15 protein-coding genes and 1 other annotated feature are annotated in these 17,894 nt (G+C 34.8%); of the genes, 6 read left to right on the forward strand and 9 right to left on the reverse strand.

Translation table 11 applies throughout. From position 1 onward, the window contains the following. Positions 1–12: 12 nt before the first annotated feature. Both AB1284_RS11900 and AB1284_RS11905 read right to left on the reverse strand, forming a co-directional pair. Positions 13–1,113 (reverse strand): DUF58 domain-containing protein, encoded by a 1,101-nt coding sequence (locus tag AB1284_RS11900; protein WP_429749167.1) that lies wholly within the window; start codon positions 1,111–1,113, stop codon positions 13–15. Next, entirely contained in the window at positions 1,110–2,039 is a 930-nt protein-coding gene (locus AB1284_RS11905) for an AAA family ATPase (RefSeq protein ID WP_429749165.1), read from the reverse strand. Before AB1284_RS11905 ends, AB1284_RS11900 begins: the two co-directional genes overlap by 4 nt. A gap of 289 nt (positions 2,040–2,328) precedes the next feature. Beyond that, positions 2,329–2,560 (forward strand) — a binding site (T-box leader). A gap of 319 nt (positions 2,561–2,879) precedes the next feature. Here AB1284_RS11905 and thrS point away from each other — a divergent pair. Next, complete coding sequence (gene thrS / locus AB1284_RS11910; protein WP_429749163.1) at positions 2,880–4,802, forward strand: threonine--tRNA ligase; 1,923 nt, start codon at positions 2,880–2,882, stop codon at positions 4,800–4,802. Positions 4,803–4,877: 75 nt separating this feature from the next. Here the strand turns inward: thrS and AB1284_RS11915 are convergent, their stop codons facing one another. The 5 genes from AB1284_RS11915 to AB1284_RS11935 form a co-directional block, all read right to left on the reverse strand. Beyond that, on the reverse strand, positions 4,878–5,765 hold the full coding sequence (locus AB1284_RS11915) for a TraB/GumN family protein (protein ID WP_429749162.1): 888 nt from the start codon (positions 5,763–5,765) through the stop codon (positions 4,878–4,880). 270 nt (positions 5,766–6,035) lie between these two features. Next, entirely contained in the window at positions 6,036–6,560 is a 525-nt protein-coding gene (locus AB1284_RS11920) for an AAA family ATPase (protein WP_429749160.1), read from the reverse strand. Between the two features lie 70 nt (positions 6,561–6,630). Further along, positions 6,631–7,341, reverse strand: a complete 711-nt coding sequence (locus AB1284_RS11925; protein ID WP_429749158.1) for an HAD family hydrolase — start codon at positions 7,339–7,341, stop codon at positions 6,631–6,633. Further along, positions 7,338–8,228: a PhzF family phenazine biosynthesis protein gene (locus tag AB1284_RS11930; RefSeq protein WP_429749156.1), complete on the reverse strand. Its 891-nt coding sequence runs from the start codon at positions 8,226–8,228 to the stop codon at positions 7,338–7,340. The genes AB1284_RS11925 and AB1284_RS11930 overlap by 4 nt, the downstream gene beginning before the upstream one ends. 170 nt (positions 8,229–8,398) lie before the next feature. Next, positions 8,399–9,145 carry a Nif3-like dinuclear metal center hexameric protein gene (locus AB1284_RS11935; RefSeq protein WP_429749154.1) on the reverse strand — a complete coding sequence of 249 codons (747 nt, stop codon included), beginning with the start codon at positions 9,143–9,145 and terminating at the stop codon, positions 8,399–8,401. Between the two features lie 169 nt (positions 9,146–9,314). On the opposite strand from AB1284_RS11935, the gene AB1284_RS11940 reads away from it, so the two are divergent. The 4 genes from AB1284_RS11940 (at position 9,315) to AB1284_RS11955 (ending at position 13,770) form a co-directional block, all read left to right on the forward strand. Further along, on the forward strand, positions 9,315–10,358 hold the full coding sequence (locus tag AB1284_RS11940; RefSeq protein WP_429749152.1) for an ArsR/SmtB family transcription factor: 1,044 nt from the start codon (positions 9,315–9,317) through the stop codon (positions 10,356–10,358). 4 nt (positions 10,359–10,362) lie between these two features. After that, positions 10,363–11,595: an MFS transporter gene (locus AB1284_RS11945; RefSeq protein WP_429749150.1), complete on the forward strand. Its 1,233-nt coding sequence runs from the start codon at positions 10,363–10,365 to the stop codon at positions 11,593–11,595. 494 nt (positions 11,596–12,089) lie between these two features. Then, positions 12,090–12,872, forward strand: a complete 783-nt coding sequence (gene cesH, locus AB1284_RS11950) for a cereulide biosynthesis alpha/beta hydrolase CesH (RefSeq protein ID WP_429749149.1) — start codon at positions 12,090–12,092, stop codon at positions 12,870–12,872. Positions 12,873–13,260: 388 nt separating this feature from the next. Further along, positions 13,261–13,770: a MepB family protein gene (locus AB1284_RS11955; protein ID WP_429749147.1), complete on the forward strand. Its 510-nt coding sequence runs from the start codon at positions 13,261–13,263 to the stop codon at positions 13,768–13,770. Positions 13,771–14,342: 572 nt separating this feature from the next. On the opposite strand, the gene AB1284_RS11960 is transcribed toward AB1284_RS11955, so the two are convergent. Both AB1284_RS11960 and AB1284_RS11965 read right to left on the reverse strand, forming a co-directional pair. Next, on the reverse strand, positions 14,343–15,065 hold the full coding sequence (locus AB1284_RS11960) for a ZinT/AdcA family metal-binding protein (RefSeq protein WP_429749145.1): 723 nt from the start codon (positions 15,063–15,065) through the stop codon (positions 14,343–14,345). Positions 15,066–15,518: 453 nt separating this feature from the next. After that, positions 15,519–16,091, reverse strand: coding sequence for a DJ-1/PfpI family protein (locus AB1284_RS11965; RefSeq protein ID WP_429749143.1), 573 nt, complete (start codon positions 16,089–16,091; stop codon positions 15,519–15,521). Between the two features lie 189 nt (positions 16,092–16,280). Between AB1284_RS11965 and AB1284_RS11970 the strand changes: the two genes are divergently transcribed. Further along, positions 16,281–17,711 carry an IS4 family transposase gene (locus AB1284_RS11970; RefSeq protein WP_429749141.1) on the forward strand — a complete coding sequence of 477 codons (1,431 nt, stop codon included), beginning with the start codon at positions 16,281–16,283 and terminating at the stop codon, positions 17,709–17,711. Positions 17,712–17,894 lie beyond the last annotated feature (183 nt).

Consider the following 17,894-nt stretch of genomic DNA (forward strand, 5'->3'; position numbering starts at 1 on the left):
CGTTTATTTAATTTATTTCACCACTTGCAACCATCCCCCATGTTTTTCAGGTGGATTCCCAATAATAATCGGAATAGCTCCAACTTCTTTCAGACGGAAGCCAGTTTGATAGAAATAAGACGAGGACAGCGGAACATCTCGATCTGTTAAGGACGACAATAATTGTAATGTTTTATGTAATTGTTTTCGGTATTTACCAGACGTTATATGGACAATTCCATTTTCGCACATACTATTCACCCATAGCTCAAATGAACAATCTTGTGCTATTAGTTGCCGGCAAACGCCCGCTGTTACTTCAATTAAATACTCTATATCTGGACGCAGTGTATAACCCGTTGAACCTAATACATTTAAATAGACTGCGTACCGATCACCTTGCGTATATTCATATTTTTTTGCACTTAATACACCTGTTTTTGCCGTTGCTCCCCAATGTATAGAACGAAATGATTCGTGTTCATATGCTTTTACTCCAATGATTTTCGTTTCATCATAAAGAGGAGATACAGCCGCAGTTCGAAATCCATGCTTCCAGCTGTTTGTTTCTGGAATATTTACCTTAGCAATGCGAGGATATATACGGAAACACGGAAGATGTTGTCTACTTATCGGTATGTGAATTGTAATAAACCGAAATGGATCGGACAAAATAAGTTCTGCTTCTTGCCAGCTATGTAATCCTCTTTGCTGTGCTGATACATGTAAATCTATTTCTAACGTTTCCTGTTTTTTCAGCTGCAAAGGAATGCGATAAGAATGAACCGATTGTTCTAATTCTCCTTCTGACCATATCCATTTCATATGTTCATCTGAGCGGAACCGAAAGGCAACTTCAAAAATCGGCAGTTTTGTTGCATTTACAATGCGTAAACGGCAATGCCCAGTCTCATCAATAAAGAGACGTTCATGTTGTTGCGTTATTTCACAATATATTTGTGAAGCCTTGCGAACATACCAATGAACAAAACTAACCATAAGCAAATAAAAAAAAGCAAGTACAAACAGAAAGAAATTTTGTACAAATAACCACATTAGTACTGTAACAAAGGCAACTATCACTGCAACATACGTTTCCACAAACGGACGTTTAATTGTTAATTTCTCTTTCATACGTTCTCCACTGGAACAGCTACTTGTTCCAAAATTTCTTTCATTACATGTGCTTTCGTTGTTTTCATATCCCCCTCAATGCTAAGTGTTAAACGGTGAGAACAAACAGGCTCTGCCAATGTATAAAAATCATCAGGTGTACAAAATTCTCTCCCTTTTAATAACGCACGAGCTTGTGCTGCTCGCATGAAAGCTAACGAGCCGCGCGGGCTCACCCCAATTTCAATGAGTTCATGTTGACGTGTCTTTTCCACAATATCAAGTAAGTAATCTTCCACTTCTTCATGAATTTCAACCTGCTTCGCTTTTTCTTGCAAAGAAAGAATGTCTGCAAGAGACACAACACTTTGTAAGCTGCGGAGCGGATCTTGCTGGCGAAAACGACGTAACATTTCCTTTTCATGTATTCGATTTGGATACCCTTGACGAATCGTTAATAGAAAGCGATCTAACTGAGCATCTGGAAGCGGAAAAGTACCCGCAGATTCTAATGGGTTTTGCGTAGCAAGTACAATAAACGGCTGCGGCAGCACATGCGTTTCTCCAGCAATTGTGACAGTACGCTCCTCCATTACTTCTAATAAAGCAGACTGCGTACGCGGAACGGCACGATTAATTTCATCGACCAGCACAATATTAGCGAAAATTGGCCCCATTCTCGTTTTAAAATCCGATTCTTTCATATCAAAATACTCTAAACCTACTACATCGCCCGGCAATGTATCTGATGTAAATTGTACACGTTGGAACTTCCCATCTATACTTTTTGCAAGACTTTTCGCTAATGACGTCTTCCCTGTTCCTGGGACATCTTCTAGTAAGACATGTCCGTTTGCTACCAATGCAATCATAGCTAAATCAATAACCTCTACATTTCCTACAATCACTTGCGAGACATTTTCCCGAATTCTTTCTAAAATTGACATACCCTCTTCATCCCTTCTCTCCGCTTTTGTTTTCTGTTTTTTCTGATATTTTTAGATGTTTATTTGTAGTATATCAAAACCCATATATTTACTGTTTATTTTTTGAGAATTTTTGTAAAATAAGTTTTCTTTTTACATATGATATAGGAACAATACTTGTTGTATTTCTTAGTCAGCTATATCAATCGTATAATCAAAAAATTCCCTAAAAGAGTCACAATTTATTTAAAAACAGGTTTGCAAAAATAATTTAAATATTGTATATTATGAGTCAACATACAAATGTTATAAAAAAGCAATGAAAAGGACACGAGGTATTCTTTACGGTTTTACAGAGAAGGAAGAATTGCTGAGATCTTCCTAACGCAGGAGAATAACTTACCACCTTGGAGCTGTATTGGGGAATTATAGTATCCAATGCCGTAGACGCTACGTTACAGCGCATGGAGCCATCAGTGCTTTTTATAAAGTACGATGGGAATCTGGGTGGAACCACGGGTATTAACGCACTCGTCCCTGTTTTAGGGATGAGTGCGTTTTTTATTTTCTTAATTCCATACAACAATTGGCAACGAAAAGGACATGAGGTATTCTTACGGTTTTACAGAGAAGGAAGAATTGCTGAGATCTTCCTAACACAGGAGAATAACTTACCACCTTGGAGCTGTATTGGGGAATTATAGTATCCAATGCCGTAGACGCTACGTTACAGCGCATGGAGCCATCAGTGCTTTTTATAAAGTACGATGGGAATCTGGGTGGAACCACGGGTATTAACGCACTCGTCCCTGTTTTAGGGATGAGTGCGTTTTTTTATATTCATAAAATGGAGTGATAATGATGAATGAAAAAATGATTCAAATTCGTTTTCCAAATGGTCGTGAACAGGATTACGTGAAAGGAATTACATTAGAAGCAATTGCAGAATCTATTAGCCCTGGGCTAAGAAAGAAAGCTATTGCAGGCAAAGTGAATCATCAACTATTTGATTTACACAGAGGCATACAGGAAGATGCAGAAATTGAGATTTTAACTTTAGAATCAAAAGAAGGCTTAGACGTGCTGCGACATACTGCAGCCCATATATTAGCACAAGCTGTCAAAAGAATACATGGTCACATCAACTTAGGAGTCGGTCCTGTTATTGAAAATGGATTTTATTATGATATGGATTTTCCTAATAGTGTTGCGGTTGAAGAGTTAGTTCAAATTGAACAAGAAATGCAAAAAATTATTAATGAAGATTTGGAAATTCAACGAATCGAAGTGAGCCGTGATGAAGCAAAGCAAATATTTGAAGAGCTCGGTGACCATTTAAAACTAGAGTTATTACAAGATATTCCTGCTGATCAAAACATAACTCTTTACAAACAAGGTGAATTTCTCGACTTATGCCGTGGACCACATTTACCATCTACTGGCTTTATGAAAGCTTTTAAATTAACAAACGTTTCAGGAGCATATTGGCGCGGTGACAGTAATAACAAAGTCCTTCAAAGAATATATGGGGTTGCCTTCCCTTCTAAAAAAGAACTAGATGAGTATGTAATCTTTTTAGAAGAAGCTGCAAAACGAAACCATCGCAAATTAGGAAATGAATTAGAATTGTTTATGTTCTCTGAAGAAGCTCCAGGAATGCCATTTTATTTACCAAAAGGACAAATCATCCGAAATGAAATGGAAGCTTTTTTAAGAGGGATTCAACAAAAGCGTAATTATCAAGAAGTCCGTACTCCTTTTATCATGAATCAAAAACTATGGGAAAACTCTGGTCATTGGGACCATTATAAAGAGAACATGTATTTCACAGAAGTTGATCATGGAAAATTTGCCTTAAAGCCGATGAACTGCCCTGGCCATATGCTGATGTTTAGAAATAAATTGCACTCTTATCGTGATTTACCAGTTCGAATAGCTGAATTCGGCCAAGTCCATCGCCATGAATTTAGCGGTGCTCTAAATGGACTTCTCAGAGTTCGTACATTCTGTCAGGATGATGCTCATATTTTTGTAACACCTGAACAAATTGAAAATGAAATAAAAGAAGTCATTGATTTAATCGATTACGTATATCGTACATTCGGTTTCCAATATGAAGTTGAGCTCTCTACAAGACCGGAAAATTCAATGGGCGACGACGAGTTATGGAATAAGGCAGAAGGTTCCCTGCAAAATGTACTAGAACAACTAAATTTCCGCTATAAAATTAATGAAGGTGACGGAGCATTTTACGGTCCGAAGATTGACTTCCACATTAAAGATGCTTTAAACAGAAGTCATCAATGTGCAACTGTACAACTCGACTTCCAAATGCCAGAAAAATTCAATTTAAGCTACATTAATGAGAAAAATGAAAAACAACGTCCTGTTGTCATTCACCGTGCTGTATTCGGTTCACTTGACCGATTCTTTGGAATCTTAATTGAACATTTCGCCGGAGCATTCCCAACATGGTTAGCTCCCGTACAAGCAAAAATTATTCCTGTATCAGTTGAGGTGCATGAACAATACGCAAAAGAAATAGAAGAAAAGTTAAAGGATGCTGGTGTACGAGTAGAACTTGATCTTCGCAATGAAAAACTCGGTTATAAAATGCGAGAAGCACAAGTTCAAAAAATCCCATATGTTCTTGTTGTTGGCGATCAAGAAGCTGAGCGTAACGAAGTAAATATCCGAAAATTCGGGGAACAACAATCTTCAGCTGCACCATTTGATGAATTCCTTGTAAACATTCAACACGAAATTCAACATAAAAGTTTATAACATAAAGGAAAACGTGAGAAAGCCCAAAAATCATTGCAGCTTTCTCACGTTTTCGTGTATATGATGCACTATAAATTATTTTGTAATTGTATAACCTTTCTTTTTCAGCAAAGTTAATACACCATTTTCCCCTTCTAAATGTCCTGCACCAACAGCGACAAAATGAACATCTCCGCTTATTATAAACGCTTCAAGCTGCGGTACCCACATCGTATTTCTTTCTTTCACTAAATATTCATCAATCTTTTCATTACTTTGCTTTTTGAATTCCTTCTGTACATCTCCTTTTTTATAAGCTTCCATCAACTTTATGAATTGTTCTTTTGCAGCTTCTTTTTTGGGAAGCTCTTTAATTAACTGATCAGCATCCTCATCGGGATATGCTTTTTGTAAAAATTCAAACTGCATCGCGATACTTTCAAGTGATTTATTTTCTAAATTTAATTCTTTTCCTAGTTGAACTAGCTGATTGTCAACACCAAGCGTTGCATCAAATCCACTTCCTTCTAAAGCAGCCAGTGACAAACTATTAGAAACATACCAAGGTCGATAATCTTGTAACGATTCATATGGAATACCATAATCTTGTACAACTTCATTTAAATGCGTTTTTGCCTCTGGTGATAATAAACTATCCAACTTCTTATTATCGCCTAACTTAGGCGCATTCAATAATTGCTCTTGACTTTCTCTGCTCATAACATTATTCATATCAATCTCAGTTACAAGATATTTCGAACTTTTCATTGCTTCTTTTATTTTACTTGGGAATGGATACATCCCTTTTTCTCCTATGTGAACCGTGCCTAATATATACAAATGATTTCCGTTTTTTTCAACTTTATAAAACGGCCACTTTACATTTACCGCCGCTTGCTCTTCCTTTTGTGTAGTAGCAGCACAACCTACTACCATGAAAGATAAAAGAATTACACACAATAACTTCCATATCCCTTTTAACATAACGTCTCCACTCTCTTCCCTTTCGTTTCATATATTAAAAACACTATCATTACAACATAAAGTACAAAGCAAATATTCAATGCCTCGTCTTTACCAATCTATTTACATTGATTTCTTCTTTTCCTCTATATCTATTTTTTGTAATTGTCAATTTCCATACATCAAAAATTTACATATTTTAAAAAAATTCAGTATTATTATGATGGATTTATTTTATATGATTGAGGAGAAAGTGCGTAGAGAAGCCAAACATGAAGAATCCCCTTTATTTTAATTATCAAGATAATGAATCACTTCATTTATGTAACTGTCTAAAGGTTGTCCAGAATCAACAATTAAATAATGATAATCAGATGGTTTTTTACTATTTTCAACCCATTTCTTAAATAATTCTTCAGATTCTACATGCTGAATTTGACTAATCATTCGCTTCCGATTCTTTAGCCGATTATCAATTTCCTGCATATCATTCAGATAACATTCAACATATTTGTATTTTGCATGATGTTTCTTAGACAAAGCTGTCCCCTTTTCCACCATTGCTACATACAAACAAGGACTATCAAGTATCACATCATGTCCTTGTGACAAATGAAAATCTATTAAAGCCCATTCGATGTCATATGAAATTTTACCAGCAACCCTTGTATCGATATGATCTACCCCAAAAGATTCTAGAAGTGCCGATTTCACAATATCATGGTCTATTACAATCGCACCTGTCATTTTTGATATTACCCTAGACAAAGTTGACTTACCCGATCCCGGAAAACCAGACATTTGAAGAAAAAACATAAAATCACACCTTCTATCTTTACATAAGTCTCATTATCAGTTAAATTGATTAATTTTAAATTCCGTTACATTAGTTATTGTTGAACAATATATGCCGTATTTCTGTGACATCTGATACAACTGCAATTGGAATATGTGTAGTAGTTTTGGAAAGGTTCTTTGCATTAACCCAAATGGCGTCCATCCCAGCTTTTATTGGTCCAACTACGTCATGAGTCCAAGAATCACCAATGAAAAGAGTTTCCTCCGGCTTTTTACCAAAGTGGTCCAATGCCACCATATAAATTTCTGGATCTGGCTTTCTATAACCTAGTTGCTCAGCATGGAATATTGTGTCGTTGCTAAATACTTCCGACAGTCCCATTTGGAGAATTTTTAATCGCGGATCATATAATCCATTGCTGACTATTCCAAGGTCATAATGTATTTTTAATTCATGTAACAAGCTTTTAATTGAATTATTTATACCAATACAAGCCATACCTGTTTTAAAAAACAGTGCATCAAGCTCATCAATAAGTTCTACATCAGGTAACACGTTAAAATGAGAAAAAGCATGCTTCCACCTAGCCCTTCTAAATTCCCCTGGAGTTAGTTTACGATTCTTAAAACGCTCCAATAAGGATTTTGGGACATGTAATTTTTTCTCAAGGAATACTGATGCGTCAAGGTTTCTTGTTATAGGATGCATTTCAAGAGTCTTAATTAGCCCAACATTAAACCAAGTGGAATCAAGAAGTGTATCGTCCAAATCGAATAAGAGTAAACTATATTTATTCAATTCTCTCCCCCTTTATTTCTGTTAATAGAAATATATTGTTCTTGAAAATGAGAAGCAAAGCCTCCTACTTGAACATCTGTAAGATTACCAAGGTTAGTAGATACATTTACAACAACCTCTGAAGGTTTATTCATTACATACCCTTGCTCAAAGGTAAAGGTACTATATTTTTTAAAATTGTTATTTTGCCGTATTAAATAACATGCTAATGCTGCATTTGATGTACCAGTAGCGCTTTCTTCTGGAATATCAAACAGAGGTGCAAAGTTTCTGCAATGAGCTGTAGAATTACGTAGTGTTTCCAGCGTAAATACATGATAGCCAGTTACATTATATTTTTTACTTATTTCAGCAATTCTTTTCATATCAGGAGTAATCTCTAGCAGGTTTGAAAGCCTTCTTACAGGTATAATAATGTCGCGTAAGCCTGTAGATACAATTTGAATGGGCATGTCAGGTATTAGTTTTTCCTCATCTAAATTTAAAGATTTAGTAATCTCTTCGCAGGGAAGTATTTTAAGAAAATCAGGAGGATTTTGCTGTAAAGATATCATTCTATTGTTATACACCTGTACACTTAGTATCCCCGCTTTCGTTTTTATTGTGTATATCTTTTTCGTGATTGCTTTAATCTGAGCTAATAAGGAGAAAGCAGCAATTGTAGCATGTCCACATACAGCAACTTCTTCATTAGGTGTAAAGTATCTAATTTCGTAATCTGAATTTGCAGAAGGAAGTACAAAGGCGGTTTCAGAGAAATTTAGTTTGTTTGCAATAGCTTGCATAGCTTCTGTTGTAAGACCTTTTGTATCTAAAACAACCCCAGCTGGATTCCCACCTTCTTCATCTTTAGTGAAGGCATTTAACATATATGTTTTGATCTTCAATCTATTTATCCCCTTCCCCATTTTATTATGTTATAGATGTAGAAAGTGACATATATTTCATACAGATCTAGTTCATCTAAGATATATCCATAGCAAATAAAGAGGCTTGCACCTTATTCTTCAAGGGTTAAGCCTTTTTTGGTGATTTTATACAAAAATATATTAATCTATTACTCTATATGCCCTTCATACAATTGAATAATCTCCATAGAGTTATCCAACTCCTGCAGCCTTTTTACGAAACTTTTCACACCAAATATTTCTGTAAATGTATGACTACCTACGATAAGATTAATATTTTTAAACTGTGCATACTGAACTGTATATAACGTCTTTTCTCCTGTGATGTATGTATCACAGTCACTGTCTAACGCAGCTTGAATATGATCAGTTGAATGTCCTGCTCCTGTTAAAATACCAACTCGTTTTACTTCCTTATCATTATTTTTCCATGCTTTCACCTTTTCACCTAGCTTATTCTCTATTCTCTCGACTAGCTGCGAAAATGGAATTGGATCTGTATATTCGCCAATGCCAGGTAATTCTTCATCATCACAAGAAGAATAACTTACAATTTTATCAATTTCGATTACATGAAACAACGACGTACACGTTCCAAATTCAACGAAATCTAACGGTGAGTGTATCCAAAAGTGATTGATGTTATATTCTTTCAGTTTTCTTATACAAGCTTCTTCCATTCCATACAAGAACTCCCATGCAGCGTGATGCGTAATCATCATATCTACATTCTCTTTCTTTGCTTCCTCAATTGTTTCGAGCGTTAAATTTGTTGCATAACCTATTCTACTAAACTCTTCATTACTCACGTTTGTTAGTCCAAACTGATCTCCGTACTTATGTAAATGTTCTCCAAATATTTCTTCAATGTTTTGCTTGAATTGTTGTATGTTCATATTTTTCTCATCCCTATACTTTTAATGTATTTTAACCCTATACAAATTCTTCACTGTTTTTGAAAAACCTTCCTGTAGTTCTCATGTTATATATATTATTAAAATCATTCGAAAAATATTGAAAATAAAATTCTAAAAATACAGAATAAATGAAAAAGGAGGATGAACAATGAAAGTTATGAATTTAAACGCGACAAGAGAAACGTATTCTGTTCAAATTAAACATTCGATTTTATTCGAAATGGGACTAGGTATTGCGGCTTGTACCTATTATGATTTTCACCATACTTTTGAAAAGCCGATAGATTATTGGAGGGCCATTGAGAAAAAAATACCCGTTACCGTTCAAGAAGAACTACAATACACGCATAAACACAATACATGGTTCGCTTTACTGCAGCTACTTCACTCCCATTCTTTTGATTCTCTTGAAAGCTTTTTTCATTTTCTTGATGAACTAACTGAAGAGGAATTACGTTGGCACTCTCTACCTTATATCGGGTTACAGCATGAAGACAATCGAAGAAAAGCATCACGTAAAGAAGAAACAGCTATAGCTTCCCTCATAAAAGCTTGTCAACATCACAAATTTTTCCCGGTATATATCAAACATATTTCATCTGTCGATACTTCCCTACTTAAACGACACTTGAAAATCATCTCTAAAGGCTGGCATGAAACAGTGATACAGCCTAACTGCATAGAGTTTACTAACATGCTTGAGCGTGATGCCCAGCAAAAACGTGCCCTTCAATCAACTTATCACCCGGAAGAACTTGTCAAATATATAACAGGTAGTACATATCAACCTGAACCTTCTATTCATCAAGTCATACTTATCCCGCAATATGTGTACCGGCCTTGGAACGTAGAAACGACTTTACCAGGGATTAAAGTATTTTATTATCCCATTTCAGACGATAATGTGAGTTTAGTAGAGGATCCTTATTCCCCTCCGTCTACATTAGTTCATAGTTATAAAGCACTTGGAGATGAAACACGATTAAAAATTATTAAATTGCTAACTGAAAGAGATCATTCACTTCAAGAGTTAACCGAGAAGCTCAAAACTCCAAAAACTACGCTTCATCATCATTTGTCTTTACTTCGGGCAGCTCGGATTATTAATGGCAAAGGTTCTCGGTATTATGTACAGCTTGACCACTTAACTTCCCTTCAAGAAAAATTACAACGCTTTCTAGGAAAGGGGTGAAGAGATGGAGCAACATCAATCTGTATTTACCAATCGTTCCTTTTTATGTTTATGGCTTGGGGAAACCATCTCTGAACTTGGAGGAGCGATAGGAGCTCTATGTAATTCGCTGTTATTGTACGAACTGACTGGATCAAAATCAGCTATGGGAACGCTATGGTTAACATATTTTATCCCGTCTTTAATTCTTCAGCTCTTTATCGGCCCTTTCCTTGACCGGATAAGCCGTAAATATATTATGCTGTGTTCTCAAACTTTAAGAGGAATTGTGTTCTTCTTACCCGCTCTTCTTATGTTCTTGGGGCAGATTGAGATATGGAGTTTATTTGTTATTCAAGTGGTACTTGGGATTCTGCAGCCTCTTTATGTTCCAGCTGCATCAGCCCTGCTTCCTACGATTGTACAACAGGACAGATTAACACAAGCCAACGCCTGGATTGATGGAACAATGCGTATCATGAGTTTCTTAGCTCCTACGTTAGGGGGACTCATAATCGCTTACATAGGAACTTTGTCTACTTACATAGTAGTAGGAATTTTATTTCTTATAAGTGCCGGTAGCCTTTCTTATCTCCATGAGCCTTCGGTTATACACGATAATAAAAAGACTACTTGGTTAAAACAAATCATTGCCGGATATCAATACTTTTTCAAACAACGTCCGCTCATATGGCTTGGATTTTTTACTTCTTTAGTGCAATTTAGCGTCGGGGTAACGATGGTAATCAATGCTCCTTATATAATAGAAGAATTCAAAGGAACATCTTTTTCATACGGCCTTTTTATGGGCAGCTTTCCTTTAGGGTATGTGGGCGGCTCTTTCTTAGTAGGTAAATGGAGAAATAAGTGGTCGCTTAGATATATCATGCTTTCAGGTCTATTCATGGGCGGACTATCCTTTTTCTTACTTGGCTTAGTAACATCCTTTCCCTTTGCCCTTTTGTGCGAATTTCTAGGAGGTATTTGTTTTCCATTTTTCAATATTCACCAAACAAGTCTCCTTCAAAAAAACGTTCCTTCTCATCTTATGGGACAAGTGTTTTCTGTTCGTCTCTTTCTAATTCGGGCTACTATGCCTTTAGGTATTTTATTTGCGGGACAAATTGTTGAAGTCTCTGGCATCCGTCTTTTGTATATCATGATTGGTAACTTTATTATGATTCCTTCTTTATTCGGTATGTTACTTCCCTTCTTTTCCTTTTTAGATGAGGAAAAAGATAGTCGTATTCATATTTAGTTTTCTTTATCATATCGAGAAACTGAGACATTTTTGAAAGTTCTCCTTCGAAAAGATCGCAAACAACGTCATTGAACTTATTGAGAATTGGTCTAGAATAGCTTTCGTTGGTTGTGAGGGCTAGAAATGGTTAATTCATTAACATAGCCCATGCCCACATTTTAACGAAAATATACGCTAAGCAAATTCGACATGAAAGAAGCCGATTTTTCCTACGCTAAGGAATCATCGGCTTTATTTTTATAAGGTTTAAAGCTGTCTTAATCAATCAAGTGAATGTCGAGTAAATAATGAGTACTTGTGTTTAGTGACAATAAAGTTGTTTAACTTACAATAAAGTTCTTTAAAAAATAATAAAGTTGTTTAATTCTTATTGAACTAAAGCAGCAGGCTAGTGTAAGAAAAGTACTTGCAATGCAAGAATAAATATAGTTCAAGTGAAAAGTACTGTATAATCTTGGTAAGGGACGAAATTCATAGCTGGGGGGAATTACTTGTATTATAAAGAATTTGGAGTAGAACATGAAAGAATGATGGTTTATATACATGGTGGCGGAGTAAGTAGTTGGATGTGGGATAAACAAGTTGATTACTTCTCTCAAAATTTTCATTGTTTAGTTCTTGACCTACCTGAACATGGATATAGCAGAAAAGATGAACAATTTTTTTCAATTGATCATGCAGCAGAGCAAATAATTAAATTAATAGAAGAAAAAAGAGAAGGTAAGTCTGTTGTGGCAATAGGTTTCTCTTTAGGTTCCCAAGTACTCCTTTCAATGATTAGTAAGAAAAAAGATTTAATTGATTTTGCAATGATTAACAGTGCTTTGGTTAAACCGATTCCTTTTGCAAAAATATTAAATAAGATAATGACAATAGCATTACCACTGGTAAAGAATAAAACATTTTCTAAAGTTCAAGCAAAAACCCTATATATAGGCGAGGAGTATTTTAATCTTTATTATCAAGAAAGTCTACAAGTAAACAAAGACGCTTTTTTAAGGGTTATGAATGAAAATTCTTCATTTAAAATACCTAAAACATTCAGGGAATACCCACACAATATATTAGTTACTGTTGGTGAAAAAGAGAAAAAAATAATGAAGGATTCAATGAAGGAAATTATGGCTAAAAATCCCAATTGTCAAGGAGTTATCATTCCTAAGATTGGTCATGGGATACCTTTAGCAGATCCAAAACTATTCAATAAGATGTTAGAAGAATGGTTAGATAGTAATTTAATTATAGATGAAGTGAAATTGGTATCTAATTGTTGAAAATTTAGGTCTTTAATGCTCCTTCACCATTTTATGATTTTGATTTACTTATATCCGTTGTAGAGTTTCCTACTTATTAACTAACAGGGGCGTTTGCTCGGTAAAAATTAAACAACTTTATTATCTTTTTCATGAATGAAATTGTATAGATCAATTTAGTATTATGTAGATTTGAAATAAAGTCGTACCGTTTGTAAAAAAGATGTACTGTTTTGAAAAAAGTTATACCGTTTATAAAAAGGTCGAACCGAAATGTTATTATTTCAGTTTTCCTTCTTCCACAAACGGTTAGTTTAATAGCTTTATTTGGGCATTGCGTTCAAATTAAGATAATATTGATTTGAAAGGCGTTAGAATTAGTAGTATAAAAAATAGGAGATGCAAAACAGTGAATGAATTTTATAACGCGTTAATATATGTAAATAAAATGTTTTACGAACCCAATCACTTAACCATAAAAGCTGTCCAAGAAGAAGCTCAAAATTCAGATTATGGGGCTGGTATATTTCAGCTAAATTCAAAATCGATTAGATTTAGAGTCGCAAAAATAACACCTACCAAGATAGGACAGTTTGTTGCTTTTTGGGAAAAAGATGGGGATAATAAAAACCAAGCCTTTTCATATGAAAAAGCTACTGATTTATTGGTTATCAATACTTTTACTAGAAATAATAATTTTGGACAATTCGTTTTTCCAAAAGAAGTACTTGTAAAACAAAATATCCTTAAAACAGCCACCACAAAAGGAAAAATGGCAATTAGAGTTTACCCTAGTTGGGAAAATCCCACTAGCAAACAAGCTATCGAAACACAGAAATGGCAATTAGAATATTTTGTTGGGATGAACAATACAACTAGTTTACCAATACAAGAACTATTAAAGCTATACTCTAACTAAAATTGGATAGCCCTAAATGTGGTTTTAAAATAAAGTTCGATAATTTAAAACAAAATATTCCATTCCCGTAAACAGGTGCGTTAGTGGAATAAGGAGTATTAAAATAATGAAACTTTTTTATAAAAATTTCATTATTAGTTAAAAAGAGAAACTCCATTTTAATCAATCTTTTTTCAAAATGAAGTTTTTATATTTGCTTTTAAATAAAGATTAAAACACATTTTTTAATCAAACTTTATTGCAAAGCTACACTAAAAATAAGAGCCGGATTTTTCTTAGAGTAGAAAATTCAGCTCATTTTACGTCGAAATTTGCTTAGAGTATATTTTCGTTAAAATGTGGGTGGGACCCCAAATAAAAAAAGCGTGTTTTGAAATAAGATTAATCAGAATACGCTCCTAATATTGGTAAATGTTTAATTATTTTTGCGCTCCTGATTCCATTAAAGCATTTGTTAATCTAAGAGAATATTTTTTATGGTTAACTTTTTGAGTATTACACAGTGTGATTCTGGATTGATAACCTTTGAGTCTTACATATTTGTGAAAGAAATATTCATCGTAACTCCTAATTTAATGCTCCATCATCTCATGGACAATATCATGTCCATCCATTTTTGATGGGTAGTAGGTAGGCCAGTGTATGACTTCATCCAATAAAGCTTTACGATCGTCTCCCCAATAAAGATGGTAATGACTAGCTTTATTGGGATAGATACTATGATCACTAAATTGAATATACTGAGGAACTCCTTCAGCTTTTTCTGCTAGTTTAAATATGTATCTTACACCTCTATTTCCCGAATCATATGTCAGAATTTCGTACCCATCATAGATATACTTACCAGAATATTCTTCTCCATTTTTGAAAAACGTTACAATATTCCCTTGAATCACAATACGGTTAACATCGGTTTGATACCCTTCATTATAATACTCCTTATATTCTTTAGCTGTCATTTTACCTGTATGTTTCGCTTTATAAGCAAATACCTCATCAAGCGTTCCATCTTGTAAATATGGATATACAGATTGCCAGTCTCCTTCCCAATCGGAGAGTGATCGTTCTTTCACTTGGCTGTCTTCAAAATATCCTTCATAAATTTTTTTTGTTTCTTCATCATGTACATGACTATGATCGTGCTCATGGCCGTGATCGTGTTTGCTTTCATGTGTGTGACTTTCAGATGTTTTATTAGACTCGCCTTCGGATGAACTTGAAGTCTGACAGCCTACTAATACTAGTAGTGAACTAATAGTTAATATGCCTACCCTCTTTACAAATAAAATCTTCATTAATAACACTCCTTAATTTAAATCGTAATAATTACGATTTAAATTATACATATATCTTGTGTAAACATCAAAAGAAAAATACCTCAATATCACTGAATAAATGATCCTATCCCTAAATCTTCGTAGATTATTACAAATGGTTCTGATACAAAAACTTCAGGGCAATTGCAATGAATCTATAAAATTTCGATAATTTAAGACCATTACGAGACAAAAACTCCACCAAACGGCAGTAACAAATAACCAGTTGCTTAACGTACAGGGAATCGGTTATTTTGTGTCTAAAATGTGTCTAAACGTACAATTTTCTTTTTTTGATATGGTGACCCCATGCCCATCAAGCTAAGATTTTGAAGTATCCCCAAAACGAAAATTTTATTATTTTACAGTTTTTTATGAGAATTTAACTCATTTTTTTTCGTATTGGGGAACAACCAATTTCTTGATTTGAAATTAAAAATATAAACCTTTGCCTACTGGCTGAACAGTTTCTAACACAGTGTCAACCATGTCTTCATTAATTAGGGTTCTTATAATCCAAACTGAGAGATCTTGAGCAGCAAAACAACCTGCAGCAGTCGAGATATTTCCTTCGTTTACGAAACTTTGTTCAATAACATCTACATCAAATTCTTTTAGCTGTTCTACTACGGATGGATATGTAGTTGCTTTTTTGCCAGTTAACAATTTTTTAGCTCCTAGTAGTAGAGAACCAGAACACATAGAGCCTATTAATTGTCTTTGAGGATCTACATGAATACTATTAAGATATTCTTGATTTTTATATAAATCTTGTACACCCTTACCACTTCCAAATATTACAGCGTCAGCAGAAGGAATATCAGATATGCTTCCAGTCATGGGAATACGTAAGCCTGACATGGATATATGAGTTTTTTCCGTTCCTAATAGTTGGACATTCCAATCAGAAATACCGCCAACTAAACGTACACGATTTAATAAATCCCATGGTAAAAAAACATCTATATCAGTAAAGTTATCGAAACAGATTATTGCAATTTTCATTCTCTAGCCCTCCGTTGTTTAAATATTAAAAACATTTTAATTATAACAATTTCAAGTGGCGGTAGCGAGGTTTAAATTTTTTTAATAACCGAGTATCCCACCAGCGCCATCAAGCTAAAAAATTGTATCCATAAAACGAAAAAAACGCTATTCTTTTTGTAGAAATATACAGAAAGGATGGCGTTTTTTATGAATCTATCGATTCAAAATGAGTTTTATTTATTCGCTGAAGAACTACAGCAACACCTATCTCCACATGTTCTTCAACAACTCGCACAGGAGACAGGATTTGTAAAACGTAAAAGCAAGTATGGCGCACGAAATTTAGCTGCTTTATGTATTTGGATCAGTCAACATATAGCAAGTGATTCTCTCACTCGATTATGTAGTCAGCTTTATGCAAATACAGCTACACTCATGAGTCCAGAAAGACTTAATCAACGCTATAATCCAGCAGCTGTCGCATTTCTTCGAGAAGTCTTTACTTCTCTTCTCACACAAAAACTCTGTTCAAATCACTCACTTTCTGCACACGTAATCTCTACTTTCAATCGTATCCGTATTTTAGATGCAACAGTGTTTCAACTGCCTGACCATTTTGCCACTGACTATCAAGGTTCAGGTGGGAGTAGTAATACGGCAGGCGTGAAAATCCAATTGGAATATGATTTACTTAGTGGTCAATTCCTTAACGTGCAGCTTGGACCAGGAAAGAATAATGATAAAACATACGGTACCATCTGCCTTGAAACCGTAGAAGTGGGCGATTTGTGTTTACGTGATCTTGGTTACTTCGATTTAGGAGACTTACAAACCATTCATGATAAAGAGGCTTACTATATCTCACGGTTGAAGTTGAATACACGCATTTATATCAGGAACCCTGAACCACAATACTTCAACAATGGTACGTTAAAAAAACAAACAGAATACATCCAGCTTGATATGACACAAATGATGTCTGGTCTAATCCCTGGTGAAACGATGGAAATCCCTGAGGCATATATTGGCCAAAATCAAAAGCTTCCAGCACGTGTCATTATTCATCGTTTAACCGATGATCAAACGCAAACACGTTTGAAAAACCAAGCAATACGCGAAAAGAAGAAAGGCATTGTCATGAAGGATAAAAGTAAACGTTTAATGGGCATGAATGTATATATCACGAACACATCGCTAGAAGAAGTACCGACGAACTACGTGCATTCATTATATTCACTTCGTTGGCAGATTGAAATGTTGTTTAAAACGTGGAAGTCATTCTTTGAAATTGATGAATGTAAAAATTTAAAAAGAGAACGCCTAGAGTGCCATTTATATGGACAACTCATCGGCATCCTCCTCTGTTCTTCTACGATGTTTCAAATGCGTCAGTTTCTGCTTGAAAAGAAAAAGCAGGAGCTGAGTGAATACAAAGCGATTTATATGATTAAAGATTACTTTCCGTTACTCTTTCAAGCGATGGCTGTTGGAACAGAAGAACTTTTAAAAATTCTGCATAGCCTTTATCAGCTGCTTAAAAAGAACGGTCGTAAATGTCATAGATATAAGAAGATGACTGTCTTTGATATTCTAGGGATTGTGTATAAAACGACGGTGAAGCATAGACAAGCTGCCTAGCGAAAAAATCACGTTTTAATAGGCTTCTTTAGCATGCCTACTTTTCTATAAATTGCTAGTTTTGAAACAAGGATCGTTTCATATCTAGTAATTTACTTGGTTAGCTTGATGGGCATAGGGTACCACCAGCAAAACGCGGACTTACAACGGTAAGGATATTTCTGTATTAAAATCCCAATCTCT

Origin of the sequence: Bacillus sp. S2(2024) (assembly GCF_050474045.1) — a bacterium.
GTDB classification, from domain to species: Bacteria; Bacillota; Bacilli; order Bacillales; family Bacillaceae_G; genus Bacillus_A; species Bacillus_A yunxiaonensis.

What these genes read in the sequence shown, in the direction of transcription:
- AB1284_RS11900 (WP_429749167.1), bottom strand. Translation starts at nt 1,113, where the DNA reads ATGAAAGAGAAATTAACAATTAAACGTCCGTTTGTGGAAACGTATGTT.
- AB1284_RS11905 (WP_429749165.1), bottom strand. Translation starts at nt 2,039, where the DNA reads ATGTCAATTTTAGAAAGAATTCGGGAAAATGTCTCGCAAGTGATTGTA.
- thrS (WP_429749163.1), top strand. Translation starts at nt 2,880, where the DNA reads ATGAATGAAAAAATGATTCAAATTCGTTTTCCAAATGGTCGTGAACAG.
- AB1284_RS11915 (WP_429749162.1), bottom strand. Translation starts at nt 5,765, where the DNA reads ATGTTAAAAGGGATATGGAAGTTATTGTGTGTAATTCTTTTATCTTTC.
- AB1284_RS11920 (WP_429749160.1), bottom strand. Translation starts at nt 6,560, where the DNA reads ATGTTTTTTCTTCAAATGTCTGGTTTTCCGGGATCGGGTAAGTCAACT.
- AB1284_RS11935 (WP_429749154.1), bottom strand. Translation starts at nt 9,145, where the DNA reads ATGAACATACAACAATTCAAGCAAAACATTGAAGAAATATTTGGAGAA.
- AB1284_RS11940 (WP_429749152.1), top strand. Translation starts at nt 9,315, where the DNA reads ATGAAAGTTATGAATTTAAACGCGACAAGAGAAACGTATTCTGTTCAA.
- AB1284_RS11945 (WP_429749150.1), top strand. Translation starts at nt 10,363, where the DNA reads ATGGAGCAACATCAATCTGTATTTACCAATCGTTCCTTTTTATGTTTA.
- AB1284_RS11960 (WP_429749145.1), bottom strand. Translation starts at nt 15,065, where the DNA reads ATGAAGATTTTATTTGTAAAGAGGGTAGGCATATTAACTATTAGTTCA.
- AB1284_RS11965 (WP_429749143.1), bottom strand. Translation starts at nt 16,091, where the DNA reads ATGAAAATTGCAATAATCTGTTTCGATAACTTTACTGATATAGATGTT.
- AB1284_RS11970 (WP_429749141.1), top strand. Translation starts at nt 16,281, where the DNA reads ATGAATCTATCGATTCAAAATGAGTTTTATTTATTCGCTGAAGAACTA.